9 protein-coding genes are annotated in these 14,833 nt (G+C 73.3%); 7 read left to right on the top strand and 2 right to left on the bottom strand.

The genetic code is table 11. The annotated features are described in order from the left end of the window. The first annotated feature begins 134 nt into the window (after positions 1-134). Together FHR56_RS17325 and FHR56_RS17330 are read left to right on the top strand one after the other, a co-directional pair. Complete coding sequence (locus tag FHR56_RS17325; RefSeq protein WP_160946970.1) at positions 135-2,471, top strand: YadA-like family protein; 2,337 nt, start codon at positions 135-137, stop codon at positions 2,469-2,471. A 64-nt stretch (positions 2,472-2,535) separates the two neighbouring features. Next, positions 2,536-4,422, top strand: coding sequence for a S8 family peptidase (locus tag FHR56_RS17330; RefSeq protein ID WP_160946969.1), 1,887 nt, complete (start codon positions 2,536-2,538; stop codon positions 4,420-4,422). Positions 4,423-4,705: 283 nt separating this feature from the next. Here FHR56_RS17330 and FHR56_RS17335 read toward each other — a convergent pair whose 3' ends face one another. Then, the gene (locus tag FHR56_RS17335; protein ID WP_160946968.1) at positions 4,706-8,023 is read right to left on the bottom strand and encodes an ankyrin repeat domain-containing protein; all 3,318 of its coding nucleotides are present in this window, start codon (positions 8,021-8,023) and stop codon (positions 4,706-4,708) included. Continuing rightward, a complete protein-coding gene (locus FHR56_RS17340) occupies positions 8,016-8,276 on the bottom strand; it encodes a YcgL domain-containing protein (protein ID WP_017909431.1) in 261 nt (86 codons plus the stop codon). The genes FHR56_RS17335 and FHR56_RS17340 overlap by 8 nt, the downstream gene beginning before the upstream one ends. A gap of 218 nt (positions 8,277-8,494) precedes the next feature. Between FHR56_RS17340 and FHR56_RS17345 the strand changes: the two genes are divergently transcribed. From FHR56_RS17345 to FHR56_RS17365, 5 genes are all read left to right on the top strand, one after another. Next, a complete protein-coding gene (locus tag FHR56_RS17345; RefSeq protein WP_160946967.1) occupies positions 8,495-9,694 on the top strand; it encodes a beta-ketoacyl-[acyl-carrier-protein] synthase family protein in 1,200 nt (399 codons plus the stop codon). Between the two features lie 8 nt (positions 9,695-9,702). After that, positions 9,703-10,479 (top strand): beta-ketoacyl synthase chain length factor, encoded by a 777-nt coding sequence (locus tag FHR56_RS17350; RefSeq protein ID WP_160947019.1) that lies wholly within the window; start codon positions 9,703-9,705, stop codon positions 10,477-10,479. Then, positions 10,476-11,297, top strand: a complete 822-nt coding sequence (locus tag FHR56_RS17355; RefSeq protein WP_160946966.1) for a glycosyltransferase family 2 protein — start codon at positions 10,476-10,478, stop codon at positions 11,295-11,297. The genes FHR56_RS17350 and FHR56_RS17355 overlap by 4 nt, the downstream gene beginning before the upstream one ends. Then, positions 11,294-12,919 carry a tryptophan 7-halogenase gene (locus FHR56_RS17360; RefSeq protein WP_160946965.1) on the top strand — a complete coding sequence of 542 codons (1,626 nt, stop codon included), beginning with the start codon at positions 11,294-11,296 and terminating at the stop codon, positions 12,917-12,919. The genes FHR56_RS17355 and FHR56_RS17360 overlap by 4 nt, the downstream gene beginning before the upstream one ends. Before the next feature lie 209 nt (positions 12,920-13,128). Then, entirely contained in the window at positions 13,129-14,805 is a 1,677-nt protein-coding gene (locus tag FHR56_RS17365) for a tannase/feruloyl esterase family alpha/beta hydrolase (protein WP_160946964.1), read from the top strand. The last annotated feature ends 28 nt before the right edge of the window (positions 14,806-14,833 follow it).

Genomic DNA, 14,833 nt, shown 5'->3' on the forward strand with positions numbered 1-14,833 from the left:
CGGGCCTAAGTTCGCATGACGGAACGCGCCCGGGGACGACGGCGCGGCTCCCAGACCACTCCTGACCGATGCGGAGGCGCACGCGCGCCGCCGACGTCACCTTCTGCCCTGCCGTTTCCCAGCCCGAGATCGCCATGAACGATTGCACTTCCCTGCGCGGCGCCGCCGCCCGTCATCCGATGCCCCGTGCGACCAGCACCCTGGCCCTGGCCTGCGCGCTGTGCCTGACCTCGACGGCGATGGCGCAGACGCCCACCACCACCACGACAACGGCGGCCGGCACGGCCCAGTCCACCGGCACCGACGCCACGCCCAGCGACGCCAGCGCGACCCCGGCCGCGACCACCTACGATCCCAGCGTCTACTTCAAGGCCACCGGCAGCGCCGACAGCAACGCCGGCGCCGAGGCCGACGGCGACGAAGCGCTGGCCGCCGGCGAAGCCGCCTCGGCGGTCGGCACCGGCACCATCGCGATCGGCGGCGGTGCGGTCAGCTATGCCAACCACGCCCTGGCGGTGGGCCACAACAGCCTGGCCACCGAGATCTCCACCACCGCCATCGGCGGCATGCTCGACGTGGATTACGCGTACCTGCCCGGCGGTGTGACGATCCTGCAGCAGACCTCCGCCACCGGCATGGCCGCGACCGCGCTGGGCGCCGGCGCGCAGGCCAGCGGCAAGTTCAACGTAGCCGCCGGTGCCGGCGCGATCGCCAGCGACCGTTCCAGCGTCGCCGTCGGCGGCATCGTCGACGTGGGCGAAGATGGCTTGAGCAGCGAAGGCATGCAGTTGCAGGCCACCCAGGCCACCGGTCCGCTGTCGACCGCGCTGGGCGGTGGTGCGATGGCCACCGCCTACAACGCGACCGCGGTCGGCGCACTGGCCGAGGCCAGTTCGCAGCGGACCGTGGCCGTGGGTTCCACCGCCGTGGCCAACCAGTACGCGGCCGTCGCCGTCGGCGCACAGAGCCAGGCCACCGCCGAGTGGGCCACCGCCTTCGGCAACGGCGCGCGCGCCTGGGGCGCGCACAGCGTTGCGATCGGTCCCAGCGCGTTCGCACAGAGCGACGACGGCACGGCGGTCGGCCCGGCCGCGCTCGCCCTCGGCGTCGGCTCCACCGCGCTCGGCAACGGCTCCTGGGCTGGCGGCACCCGCAGCCTGGCCCTGGGCGGGGGAATGGTGTGGAACGGCGAATTCTTCCGCGAGACCCCGGTGCTGTTCTACGACAGCATCGCCGTGGGCACCGGCGCGGACGTGTTCGGCGACCAGTCGATCGCGATCGGCCCCGGCGCCCGCGTCGGCAACTCGCAGTTCGTCAACGGCCAAACGACCATCACCAACCACAGCGTGGCGCTGGGCGCCGGCTCGGTCAACGAGCGCGACAACACCGTGTCCATCGGCGCGGTGGGCGCCGAGCGCCAGCTCACCAACCTGGCCGCCGGCACCCTGGACACCGATGCGGTCAACCTGGCGCAACTGCGCAACGTCGCCGCCGCGTTCGGCGCCGGCAGCGTGGTCGACGCCAACGGCACCCTGATCGGCGGCAACTACCTGGTGCAGGGCAACCACTACACCGACCTGGGCTCGGCGATGGGTGCGCTGGACACCGCGCTGACCGGCTTCGGCAACCGCCTGAACACCCTCGGCGGCTCCGGCGGCATCAGCGTCGGCGACGGCGGCGGTGCGGCCACCGCGCCCAGCACCGGTGCCGGCACCAATGCCGTGGCCGTGGGCTCCGGGGCCACCGCCAACGGCAACAACGGCCTGGCGATGGGCGCACAGGCACTGGCCTACGGCCCCAACGACACCGCCATCGGCGGCAACGCCACGGTCAACGCCGATGGCAGTACCGCGGTCGGCGCCAACGCCCGCGTCGCCGCGGTGGCGACCAATGCGGTGGCGCTGGGCGAAAGCGCCAACGCGTCGGCGGCCTCGGCCACTGCGCTCGGCCAGGGCGCTTCGGCCAGCGCCGCGAACTCGGTGGCGCTGGGCCAGGGCGCGGTCGCCAACCGCGCCAACACGGTGTCGGTGGGCAGCGCCGGCAACGAGCGCCAGGTCGCCAACGTCGCCGCCGGCAGCGCCGACACCGACGCGGTCAACGTGGCGCAGATGCGCGCCGGCAACAGCGCCACCCTGAGCAGCGCCAACGCCTACACCAACACCCGCATCACCGCGCTGGACGACAGCTTCAACCAGTTGCGCACCGACACCGAACACCGCCTCGACGGCATGGACCGGCGCATGGACCGGCTCGGCGCGATGAGCGCGGCGATGCTCAACATGGCGGTCAACGCCGCCGGCACGCAGAGCCCGCGCGGGCGCGTGTCGGTCGGCGCCGGCTTCCAGGGCGGGCAGCAGGCGCTGTCGATCGGCTACGCCCGCAAGCTCGGCGAGCGCGCCTCGTTCAGCCTGGGCGGTGCCTTCAGCAGCGGCGAGTCCTCCGCCGGCATCGGCGTGGGCATTGACCTGTGACGCAACGCGGCGCCGCGTGCGCCGCCGTTTTCTTTCTTCTCACTTCTCTTTCCAGGATCTGCAGATGATGTCTTCCAATACGCTCGCCGCTGCCCTCGCCGCCATCCTGTTCGCCGGCGCCGCGCAGGCGGCCACGCCCACCATCGGCCTGGGTGGCGTGCACGGCCCGATGCCGCAATCGGCCAGCCCCAACGACCTGGGCCAGCGCTTCATCGTCAAGACCCGCGACGGCGGCACCCAGGCGCGTAGCCTGCTGGCCACCACCCTGAGCAGCGCGGTGGCGCGCAGCGGCATGCAGCGCGCGCAGATCGCCAGCAACGGCCTGACGCTGCGCAGCGCGGTCAGCGCCAAGGTGCTGCGCGACATGGCGGTGCCGGGCTGGCACGTGGTGCAGACCTCGCGTCACCTCAGCGACAGCGAACGCACCGCCTTCATCAACGAACTCAAGGCCGACCCGTCGGTGGTGTCGGTGCAGGTCGACCGCCTGTACCGGCGCCTGGACGAGGCCAGCGTGCGCCTGCCGGCGGCGATGGCGGCCGCCGCCTCCACCACGCCCAACGATCCGGCCTACGCCAAGCTGCAGTGGAACTTCCACGACCCGGTCGGCGGGGTCAACGCCGAAGCCGCCTGGACCCGCTCCACCGGCAAGGGCGTGGTGGTGGCGGTGGTCGACACCGGCGTGGTCAAGGACAACCCGGACCTGGCCGCCAACGTGCTGCCCGGCTACGACATGATCACCGACCACCGCGTCTCGCGCCGCGACACCGACGGCCGCGCGGCCGGCGGCTACGACCTGGGCGACTGGGTCGAGGCCGACTACTGCAATGCGTTGGGCGGGTCCGGCAACGCCGCGGAGCCGAGCTCGTGGCACGGCAGCCATGTCTCCGGCACCATCGCCCAGGTCACCAACAACAACCTGGCCACCGCCGGCCTGGCCTACGACGCCAAGATCGTGCCGGTGCGCGTGCTCGGCTCCTGCGGCGGCTTCGGCAGCGACATCGCCGACGGCATGCTGTGGGCCGCGGGCCTGCCGGTGGCCGGCCTGCCGACCAATCCGAACCCGGCCGAGGTCATCAACATGAGCCTGGGCAGCGGCGGCCCGGACACCTGCCCGCAGATCTACCAGGACGCGATCGACCAGATCAACGCCAAGGGCACGATCATCGTGGTCGCCGCCGGCAACTCCAATGCCGATGCCGCCACCTACACCATGTCGTCCTGCAACGGCGTGATCAGCGTCGGCGCCTCGCGGGTCAACGGCGGCCGCGCCAGCTACTCCAACTACGGCACCCGCGTGGACATCGCCGCGCCGGGCGGCGGCGGCGACGTCGACGGCAATCCGAACGGCTACATCTTCCAGGTGCTCAACGGCGGCACGCAGGGCCCAACCAGCGACTGGCAGATCGGCGGCATGGCCGGCACCTCGATGGCGTCCCCGCACGTGGCCGCGGCGGTGGCGATGGTGCAGAGCGTGGCCAAGACCCCGCTCAGCTGGACCGGCATGCGCGATCTGCTGCGCGCCAGCGCGCGGCCGTTCCCGGTGGCGATCCCCACCACCACGCCGATCGGCGCCGGCATCCTCGACATCGACATGCTGCTGCAGATGGCCACCACCCCGCCGTGCGACCCCTCGGACAGCAGTTGCGTGCCGCCGACCAAGACCCTGGTCAACAAGGTCGAGATGCGGGGTATCGGCAGCCAGGGCGGCGACAGGCTGTACAGCTTCCAGGCCGCGGCCGGCACGGCGGTGAGCTTCATGACCTTCGGCGGCACCGGCAACGTGGCGATGTACGTGGCGGCGGGCAAGACGCCGACCAGCAGCAGCTACGACGCGCGCTCCACCCGCACCGGCACCACCCAGACGGTGCGCCTCACCCCGTCCAGCGCCACGACCTACTACGTGCGCCTGAGCGGCAGCTACAGCGGCCTGACCGTGGTGGCGCGGCAGTAAACGCCCGACCGCGCGGCGGCGCCGTTCGCCGCCGCGCAACGTGCGCGGGAGGAGGCCCTCCCGCAGCGGTTCCGACAGCAGCGACGTACCCACCATGACGCATTCGCCCGCCCTCCGGCGGGCATTTTTTTGGGGTTTGCGGCGCACCGCTCTGCCGCAAGCCCCTCTCCCACCGGGAGAGGGATTGGGGTGAGGGTGCGGCACGAGACGCGGTGCAATGGGCGAGGCGGCGCCCTGCCCTCACCCGGCCCTCCGGGCTACCTTCTCCCGCTGGGAGAAAGCGTTAGCGGCTTTCGCGCAGGAACCGGGCCATCGACGACACCCCCGGCAGCGCCGGCTGGAACTGCCCGGCGACGTCGACGAAGCCGCGCATCACCGCGATCTCGCGCGGGGTGCGGTTCAAGGTATCGCGCAGTTCCGGATCGGCGCCGGCGCGCAGCAGGCGCTGCACCAGCAGCGGCAGGCCGTGCAGCGCGGCCAGGTGCAACGGACCGAAGCCACGCGGATCCTGCACCTCCAGGCTGACGTCCTCGTCGAGCAGACGCTCGACGCCGGCCAGCACCACCGGCTCCTCGCAGGCCGTGCCCGGTTCGGCGCGCGCGCCCAGCAACAGCAGCAGCGGCGTGACCCCGCCGGCGGAGCCGCGGTCGGCCTCGGCGCCCGCCAGCAGCAAGGTGTCCAGCAGGGCCAGCAGGCGGGTCTTGTCGCGCGCGGTGAAGCCGTACAGCGCCGCGCAATGCAGCGGCGCCAGTTGCTGGGCGTCGCCGGCATGCACGTCGGCGCCGGCGGCCAGCAGCCGCGCGGCGATGTCGGGCAGGCCCAGCGCGCAGGCCAGCATCAGCACGGTGACCCCGCCGGGCAGGCGGTGTTCGATCTGCGCGCCGGCCTGCAGCAAAGCCGCGACGATCTCGGTCTGGCGCATGCTCACCGCCGCCGACAGCGGCGTGGCGCCGCTGGCCGCGGCGTGCTGCAGATCGGCGCCGCGCGAGAGCAGCAGCTTCACCGCCGCGGCATGGCCACCGCCGGCGGCGCGCAGCAGCGCGGTGCAGCCCTGCGCGTCCACCGCATCCACCGGCAGGCCCAGGTCGATCAGCCGGCGGATCGCCTCGGCATCGCCGACCATCGCCGCGGCCGGCACGTCGGCCTCGCGCAGCGGGCGCCGCGGCAGCGGCCAGGTGCGCCAGTCCAGCCAGTCGGCCAGGTCGCGGCGGCCGCTGGCCAGGGCCACGCCGAGCGGGGTCTGGCCGTCGGCGGCGCGCGCGTCCGGCGAGGCGCCCTGCTGGATCAGCAGTTTCAGCGAGGCCTCGCGGCCCAGCGCGGCGGCCAGATGCAGCGCGGTCATGCCGTGGCTGTCGCGGGCCTCGCGGTCGGCGCCGCGTTCGAGCAGTTGCAGCTGCAGGCGCAGCCAGCCCAGCCGCACCGCCAGCGACAGCGGCGGATCGCCGGCCGGCGACGGCGCGAATGGATCGGCGCCGCGCTCGAGCAGTTCCAGGGCGAACTGTTCCAGCGCGCGCGAGGCGTGATCGTGCTGGGCGCAGGCGGCGAGCAGACGGGTCAGGCCGCCGCGGCCGGCCGGCGACACGCCGTGGCGCAGCATCGCCTGCAGGCTGGGCACCGCCTCCACGCCGCGCGAGAGCAGCGCGAACATCGGGGTGTCGCCGCAGGCATCGAGCACCTCCGGCTCGGCGCCGTGCGCCAGCAGCCAGTCCACCGCCTGCGCGTTCAGCGCCAGCGGCGCATCGTGCAGTAGCGCGCCCAGTTCCTCGGCCGCGCACAGCCGCGCCAGCGCGGCCAGGCCGTCGCGCGGCTGGCCCAGTTGCAGGCCTTCGCGCAGCAGTTCCAGCGGCGGCCGGTCGGGCAGCCCGGCCGGGCCGGTTTCGCCCTGGCCGTCGCTGACCGCGGCCGGCAGCGGATAGTCCGGGTCCAGCGCGGACACGATCGCCCAGCGCCCGGCCTCGGCGGCCAGGTCGACCGCGCGGCGGCCGCTCTGGTCCGGTTGCGCCGGCGCCACGCCCAGTTCCAGCAGGCGCCGGATCAGGCCGGGGGCGACGTGGTCGGCGGTGCAGGCCAGCAGGATCGCGTTGCGGCCGTCGCCATCGACCGCGGTCAGGTCCGGCTTGTGCGGCAGCAGCCGTTCCAGCACCGCCACGCGGCCGTGGCGGGCGGCCTCCAGCCACGGCGTGCGACCCAGCGCATCGCGCGCTTCCAGGTTGGCGCCGGCGCCGAGCAGGGCCTGCACGATCTCCACGTGGCCGGCCTGCGCCGCCTCGTGCAGCGCGCTGCGACGCTGGCGATCGCGCGCGTCGACCCGCGCCTTGTGCTTGAGCAGCAACTGCACGCCGGCCGGATCGTCTTCCTCGGTGCCGGCGGCGGCCAGCAGCACCGGGCTGGCGTCGGCCGGCTCCGGCTTGGCGCCGCGCTCGAGCAGGAACTTGGCCATGCGCCAGTTGCCGACCTGGCAGGCCACCGCCAGCGGGGTCAGGCCGTCGCGGTTGGCCGCGTCCAGTTCGGCGGCGGCGTCGCGCAGCAGCGCGGCCACGCCCGGATCGGAACTGCGCGCGGCGTGATGCAACGGGGTGTTGCCGTCGCCGTCGCTGGCGCGCGGGTCGGCGCCGTTGGCGAGCAGGGTCATCACCGCTTCCGGGCGGCCATGCCAGCTGTCGCGGGTGGCGGCCAGCAGCGGGGTCATGCCCAGGTGCGGGCGATTGACGTCGACCCCGCGCACGATCAGTTCGCGCAGCAGGCGCAGGTCCGGCAGCACCGCGGCCAGCACCGGCAGGCTGCGCTGGTCGCGCCACTCGGCGGCGGGCAGCGCATGCGGATCGGCACCGGCCTGCAGCAACTGCAGCGCGCGGTCGACGCGGCCGCCGCGGGCGGCGTCGTACAGCGCCGCATGCAATTCGTCCTGCGCCGGCGCCGGCTCGTCGGCGCGCGGCGCGGTGTTGGCGCTCAGTTCGGCGAACAGGTCGGCGGAGGACACCGGCGGGGTCAGCGTCTGCGGCGGTGCCACCCGTTGCAGGCCGGCATGCAGCAGCGGCGACAGCAGCGCATAGGCCAGCGCCAGCGGCCAGCGTGCGGCGTCGGCGAGCAGTCCCGGCCAGGCCAGCACCACGCCGAGCCCGGCCAGCACCAGCACCAGCGCGGCCACCGCCAGACCGCGCCAGGCCTGCACGTCTTGCTGCGCCAGCGCGTGCCAGCGCGCGCCCAGCGCGCCGTCCTCGCAGTCGCTGGCGTGCCACAGCGGCCAGGTCCGCCACAGGCCGAGCAGTGCGGCACTGGCGGCCACGCTCAGCGCCAGCGCGGCGGCCAGGCTGCCGCTGTCGTGCAGGGCCGCCAGCGGCCAGGCCACCAGCACCGCGACCAGCGCCATGCCGCCGGCCCACAGCGCCAGCAGCGGCGCCACCGCGCCGATCAGCTCGCGCGCGGCACGCGGACGCGGCCGGCTGCCGCGGTGCCAGGACAGCGCCAGCGCGAACGCCGGCTGCGCCAGCCAGGCGCCCAGTGCGGCGGCCAGCGGGCCGAATCCGGCGGCCAGCGCCAGCACCGCACCCAGCGCGGCGGCGAGCATCGGCGCGCGCGCGCGGAGAAAGGAGTCAGTCATCGTGTCGATCGGTGGTGCCGGGCAGGGACGGCGGCAATTGCAGATGGAAGCCGCAGCCGGCGAGGTTGGCGCGCACCGCGGCCGGATCGGCGCGGGCCAGCGTGCGTTCGGCGGTCAACGCCACCTCGAGCACGAACGCCAGCGGCTGCAGCGACGCCAGCAGCGCCGGCGGCAGCCGGCCGAAGTCGTCGCGGGCGGCGAGATACAGATAGGTGTCCGGCTTGCGTTGGCTTTTGTAGACGTAGGCTTGCATGCCCGTGGCGTGCGCCTGGCGTGGAAAGGCAAGCGATTGTGGAGGAAATGCGCCAGCGGCGAAAGCGCACGCCGGCCGCGCGCTGAACGGATCCAGGGCAAGCGCGCCATTCACGTTCGCGTCGTTGGCGTTTCACGGCATGACCGAATGCGTCGATATACTGCGGTAATTGTCCTTGTATGGAATACCGCGTGACCGAAGCGTCCTCGTCGCCCCGCATGGCTCCCGTGGCCATCCGTGCCTACACCGCGACCAATGCGCTCGGCAGCGGACTGCAGGCCCAGGCCGCGGCGCTGCGCGAGGGCCGCAGCGGCCTGCGTCGCAACGATTTCGGTCCGCAACCGCTGGAATGCTGGATCGGCCGGGTGGATGACCTGGAAACCGCCGCGCTGCCGGACGCCCTGGCCGCGTGGGAATGCCGCAACAATCGCTTGGCCTGGCTGGCGCTGCAGCAGGACGGCATGGCCGACGCGGTCGCCGCCGCGGCGCAGCGGCATGGCGCCGACCGGGTGGCGGTGGTGATGGGCACTTCCACCTCCAGCATCGGCGCCAGCGAGGAGGCCTACACCCGGCTCGATCACGATGCGGACGGCCCGCGGCTGCCCGCCGACCTGGACCGGCCGATCGTGCACACCCCGCATTCGCTCGGCGACTTCGTGCGCGCCGCCACCGGCCTGCGCGGCCCGTGCATCACCGTCGCCACCGCCTGCTCGTCCAGCGCCAAGGTGTTCGCCCAGGCGGCGCGGCTGATCGCCGCCGGCGTGGTCGATGCGGCGCTGGTCGGCGGGGTGGACACGCTGTGCGGCAGCGTGCTGTTCGGCTTCAACTCGCTGCAGGTGGTGTCGCCGGAGCCGTGCCGGCCGTTCGACGTGCGCCGGGTCGGGCTGTCGCTGGGCGAGGCCGGCGGCTACGCGCTGCTGGAACGCGCCGATGCCGCCGACGCGCCGCCGGCGCAGGCGCTGCTGTGCGGCTACGGCGAATCCAGCGATGCCCACCACATGTCCGCGCCGCATCCGCAGGGGCTGGGCGCCGGCCTGGCGATGCGCGGTGCGCTGCAACGCGCCGGGGTGGATCCGGCCGAGGTCGGGTATCTGAACCTGCACGGCACCGCGACCCCGGCCAACGACAGCGTCGAGGCCGCCGCGGTGGCGGCGCTGTTCCCGCCGACCCTGCACGCCAGTTCGACCAAGGCCTGGACCGGGCACACCCTCGGCGCCGCCGGCATCGTCGAGTCGGTGTTCGCCCTGCTGGCGCTGCGCGACGGCCTGCTGCCCGGCACCCTCAACAGCGAACTGCCCGATCCCGCCTGCGGCCCGCAGATCCGCTTCGCCACCGCCCATGCACAGGTCCGCTACGCGATGAACAACTCCTTCGGCTTCGGCGGCAACAACTGCTCGCTGCTGTTCGGCCGCGCATGAACATGCCGATGCTGAGCGCGACGATCGAAGGCATCGGTTTCTGGGCGCCCGGGCTGCCGTCGTGGACGCTGGCGCAGGCGTTCGCGCGCGGCGAAGGCGCGCTGCAGGAGACGCCGGCACGGCCGTCGCCGCAGTTGCTGGCGCCCAACGAACGCCGCCGCGCGCCGGACACCGTGGCGGTGTCGCTGGACGCGGCGCTGGCCGCCTGCCAGGACGCCGGCCGCGACCCGGCCACGCTGCCGTCGGTGTTCACCTCCACCCACGGCGACCTGGCGATCACCGACTACATGTGCACCACGCTGGCCAGCGAACCGCTGTCGGTCTCGCCGACCAAGTTCCACAACTCGGTGCACAACGCCGCCGCCGGCTACTGGACCATCGGCGCCGGCGCCACCGCCGCGGCGACCGCGATCAGCGCGCACTCGGGCAGCTTCGCGCAGGGCCTGCTGGAAGCGCTGTCGCAACTGGCCGCGGGTGAGGAGGCGGTGCTGCTGGTCGGCTACGACAGCCGCTCGGTCGGCGCGCTGGGCCGCATCGCGCGCAGCGAAGGCCTGCTCGGCGGCGCGCTGGTGCTGAGCGCGGGCACGCGCGACGGCAAGCCGCAGCTCCACGCGCAGTTGCACGACGGCACCGCCCCGGCCGGCGATGGCGCGCTGGCGCGGCACGCCGCGGGCAATGCGATGGCGCCGATGCTGCCGCTGTTCGACGCGCTGGCGCTGGGCGGTACTGCTTGCGTGCTCGACGCCGGCGGCGGCCGCTGCCTGCAGGTGGAGCTGCGCGCATGAGCCGCACGCCGCTGACCGCCGCCGACGCCGCGATCCTGATTCCGGCCCTGAACGAACGGCTGCGCATCCGCGAGGTGGTCAGCGCCGCGCTGGCGCACTGCCCGCGGGTGATCGTAGTCGACGACGGCTCCGACGACGGCACCAGCGACTGCATCGCCGACCTGCCGGTGACCCTGCTGCGCCACCCGCAGCGCCGCGGCAAGGGGGCGGCCCTGCGCAGCGGCTTCGCCGAGGCGCAGCGCCAGGGCGCGCGCGCGGTGATGACCATGGACGGCGACGGCCAGCACAGCGCCGCCGATTTCCCGCGGCTGCTGGCCGCGGCCAATCGCCATCCCGGCTGCGTGATCGTCGGCGCGCGCCTGCGCAAGCGCGCCAGCCAGCCGCCGATCCGCCGCATCGGCAACGATTTCGGCGACTGGGGCATCGCCTGGGGCTGCGGCTTCCGCCTGGTCGACAGCCAGAGCGGCCAGCGCCTGTATCCGCAGTCGGTCTACACCCTGCCCGACGTACCCGGCGAAGGCTTCGTGTTCGAGGCGCAACTGCTGATCTCCGCGGCGCGCCAGGCCGGCGCGCGGGTGGTGGCGGTGCCGATCGAGACCCGCTACGCCAACCAGACCCCCGGCACGTTCCGCAAGAGCCACTTCCGGCTGGTGCGCGATCTGTGGAAGATCACCTCGCACGTGATCGTGCAGGTGTGGACCTATGGGCACGTGGTACGCGAGTACCGACGCACCCGCGCCAACCCGGTGCTGATCGACGACGCCGACGGCACCCTCGACACGGCACCCCTGGCCGTCGGCAAGGAAAAGACGACATGAGCACAGCGCATGCGGATGTGGCGATTCTGGGCGGCGGACTGGCCGGACTGACCCTGGCGCTGCAGTTGCGCCAGCGCGACCCGCAGCTGCGCATCCGCGTGCTGGAACGGCGCGCGCACCCGGTGCGCGAGGCCGCGTTCAAGGTCGGCGAGTCCTCTGTGGAGATCGGCGCGCACTACTTCGCCGAGGTGCTGGGCCTGCGCGAGCACCTGGATGCCGAGCAGATCCGCAAGTTCGGCTTCCGTTTCTTCTTCTCCGACGGGCGCGCGGACATCGACCAGTGCACCGAACTGGGCGTGAGCCAGTTGCTGCCCACGCCGTCGTGGCAGATCGACCGAGGCCGCTTCGAGAACTTCCTCGGGCAGCGCGCGCGTGACCTGGGCGTGGAATTCCTCGATGGCAGCACGGTGCGCGGCGTCGACCTGGCCGAGGACGACGGCGAGCACTGCGTGCGCTACAGCCGCGACGGCGTCGACGCCCACCTGCAAGCGCGCTGGGTGATCGACGCCAGCGGCCGCGCCGGCCTGCTCAAGCGCAAGCTCGGCCTGGCCCAGGACAACGCGCACCAGGCCAACGCGGTGTGGTGGCGGGTGGACGGACTGGTCGATCCCAACGGCTGGTCGCAGGACAGCGCCTGGCTGCAGCGCTGCACGCCGCCGGACCGCTGGCGCTCGACCAACCACATGTGCGGCCCCGGCTACTGGTTCTGGCTGATCCCGCTGTCCTCTGGCGCGCATTCGCTGGGCATCGTTTGCGATGCCGCCCTGCATCCGCTGGAGACCATGAACACCCACGCCAAGGCGATGGACTGGCTGCGCGCCCACCAGCCGCAGGTGGCCAGCACGCTGGAGCGCAGCGAGCACACGGTGCAGGACTTCCTGTTCCTGCGCGACTTCTCCTACGGCTGCAAGCAGGTGTTCTCGGCGCAGCGCTGGGCGCTGACCGGCGAGGCCGGGGTGTTCCTGGACCCGTTCTATTCCCCGGGCAGCGACTTCATCGCCATCAGCAACACCTACATCTGCGAACTGATCGGGCGCGAGCGCGCTGGGCGCGACATCGCGCCGTATGCCGAGCTGTACCAGCAGCTGTACTTCTCGTTCTACGAGAACACCCTGACCCTCTACCAGGACCAGTACCCGCTGTTCGGCGACGCCCAGGTGATGCCGGTCAAGGTGATCTGGGACTACACCTACTATTGGTCGCTGCTGGCGCCGCTGTACTGCACCGACCGCATCGCCGACCTGGCGGTGCTGGGCCGGCTGCGCCCGGCGCTGCAGCAGGCCAGCACGCTCAACCTGGGCATGCAGGCGCTGCTGCGCGACTGGGGCGCGGCCAACCGCGCGCAGGCCGCGACGGTGGCCGACGGGCGCCTGCTGGACCAGTACCTGATCGGCTGGTTCCACGAACTCAATCGCGCGCTGAACGACCGGCTGGACGACGCCGCGTTCGTCGCCCGCCTGCACGGCAACGTCGCGCGCATGGCGGAACTGGCCGGGGAAATCCTGGCGCGTGCCCGCCAGCAGCATCCCACGCTGGCCGACCACGGCCTGCTGGACGCCTGCCGCGAGGCGGCGACGCCGCTGCCGGTGCTGTCGCCCGCCTGGTACGCGCGCGCCGCCTGATCCACGCGCAGGGCCATGCCGCCCTGCAACAACACGCGCTCCGCCCGCCGCTGCCGCATGCCCAGCGGGCGCCTCCATTGCGCGGCACACGTCACACGGGGCGAATATCGCCCACGCATTCGTGTTTTCGCACGCGCGAAGGTTGACGCCCCGGCGCCACCGGCGCGACACAGGCCCGCCGCGCCCGGCGCGTCCCCCAGGAGAACTGCATGCGCTCCACGCTGCTCGCATTGGCCCTGCCCCTGGCCGCTCTTGCCGCCACGTCCACCGCCCACGCGCAGGCGGCCCCGCGCGCGCCGGCCACCCCGGCACCGCTGCAACAGTCGTGCGACGCGCTGGCGAGCCGGCTCGCCTATCCCGGCACCCGCTTCACCGCGGTGCGCAGCGTGGCCGCCGGCACCCTGCAGGTCGCCGGCCAGCCGATCGGCGCGCACTGCCAGGTCACCGGCCTGATGCACGAACGCGTCGGCACCGACGGCCAGTCCTACGCGATCGGCTTCGAGATGCGCCTGCCGGCGGCATGGAACGGGCGCTTCTTCTACCAGGCCAACGGCGGCATGGACGGCAATGTCGTGCCCGCACTTGGCGACATCGGCGGCGGCGGCCAGCGCGACAACCCGCTGCGCATGGGTTTTGCGATCATCAGTTCCGATGCCGGGCACAGCAACGCGCAGAACCCGCTGTTCGGCCGCGATCCGCAGGCGCGGCTGGACTACGGCTACCAAGCGGTGCAGGCGCTGACTCCGATGGCCAAGCGCGTGGTGCAGATCGCCTACGGCAAGGCGCCGGACTACAGCTACTTCGGCGGCTGCTCCAACGGCGGCCGCCACGGCATGGTCGCCGCCGCGCGCGACGCGCAGGACTACGACGGCATCCTGGTCGGCGATCCGGGGTTCCACCTGCCCAAGGCGGCGATCGCCGACCTGGCCGCGGCCCAGCAACTGGCGGCGCTGGCCGGCGGCAACGACACGCGCAGCGGCCTGACCGCGGCCGAGCGCAGCCTGGTGGCCGAGCGCATCGTCGCCACCTGCGATGCGCTGGACGGCGTGCGCGACGGCATGGTGCAGGACGTGCTCGCCTGCCAGCGCCGCTTCGACCTGAACCGCGATGTCGCCACCTGCGGCAGCGCCGGGCGCACCGGCCAATGCCTGACCCCGGCGCAGAAACGCGCGCTCGGCGCCATCCACGCCGGCGTGCGCAACAGCGCCGGCACGCCGCTGTACGCGCCCTTCCCCTACGACCCGGGCATCGCCAGCGGCGACTGGGCCGGCTGGCGGCAGGATGCCTCGCTGACCCTGGTGCCCGGATCGGTGGCCTTCGGCTTCGTCACCCCGCCGGAGGATCCGGCGGTGCTGCAGGACCTGAAGCGCTATGCGCTGCAGTTCGACATGGACCGCGACGCGCCGAAGATCTTCGCCACGGCCGGTGCCTTCCGCGAATCCGCCTGGTCGTACATGACCCCGCCGAACGAGACCCAGCTGTCCACGCTGAAGGCGCGCGGCGGCAAGTTGCTGATCTACCACGGCACCGGCGACGGCATCTTCTCCTTCGCCGACACCGCGGCCTGGTACGACCGCCTGCGCACGGCCGATGCCGACGCCGCCAGCTACGCGCGCCTGTTCGCGGTGCCGGCCATGGCCCATTGCGCCGGCGGACCGGCCACCGACCAGTTCGATGCGCTGACCCCGCTGGTGGCCTGGGTCGAACAGGGCCAGGCGCCGGCCGCGATCGTCGCCAACGCACGCGGCAACGGCAGCGCCGCGCCCAACGCCGAGGTGCCGGCCAGCTGGAGCAGCCAGCGCAGCCGGCCGCTGTGCCCGTATCCGCAGGTGGCGCGCTACGTCGGCGGCGACGTGGAGGCGGCGTCCAGCTTCGTCTGCCGCTGAGCGCGGGCCGCGGTTGCGCCGCCTGCGT

The organism is Xanthomonas sp. F10 (genome assembly GCF_014206815.1).
In the GTDB taxonomy this organism is placed as follows: Bacteria; Pseudomonadota; Gammaproteobacteria; order Xanthomonadales; family Xanthomonadaceae; genus Xanthomonas_A; species Xanthomonas_A indica.

What these genes read in the sequence shown, in the direction of transcription:
- FHR56_RS17325 (WP_160946970.1), top strand. Translation starts at nt 135, where the DNA reads ATGAACGATTGCACTTCCCTGCGCGGCGCCGCCGCCCGTCATCCGATG.
- FHR56_RS17330 (WP_160946969.1), top strand. Translation starts at nt 2,536, where the DNA reads ATGATGTCTTCCAATACGCTCGCCGCTGCCCTCGCCGCCATCCTGTTC.
- FHR56_RS17335 (WP_160946968.1), bottom strand. Translation starts at nt 8,023, where the DNA reads ATGACTGACTCCTTTCTCCGCGCGCGCGCGCCGATGCTCGCCGCCGCG.
- FHR56_RS17340 (WP_017909431.1), bottom strand. Translation starts at nt 8,276, where the DNA reads ATGCAAGCCTACGTCTACAAAAGCCAACGCAAGCCGGACACCTATCTG.
- FHR56_RS17345 (WP_160946967.1), top strand. Translation starts at nt 8,495, where the DNA reads ATGGCTCCCGTGGCCATCCGTGCCTACACCGCGACCAATGCGCTCGGC.
- FHR56_RS17350 (WP_160947019.1), top strand. Translation starts at nt 9,703, where the DNA reads ATGCTGAGCGCGACGATCGAAGGCATCGGTTTCTGGGCGCCCGGGCTG.
- FHR56_RS17355 (WP_160946966.1), top strand. Translation starts at nt 10,476, where the DNA reads ATGAGCCGCACGCCGCTGACCGCCGCCGACGCCGCGATCCTGATTCCG.
- FHR56_RS17360 (WP_160946965.1), top strand. Translation starts at nt 11,294, where the DNA reads ATGAGCACAGCGCATGCGGATGTGGCGATTCTGGGCGGCGGACTGGCC.
- FHR56_RS17365 (WP_160946964.1), top strand. Translation starts at nt 13,129, where the DNA reads ATGCGCTCCACGCTGCTCGCATTGGCCCTGCCCCTGGCCGCTCTTGCC.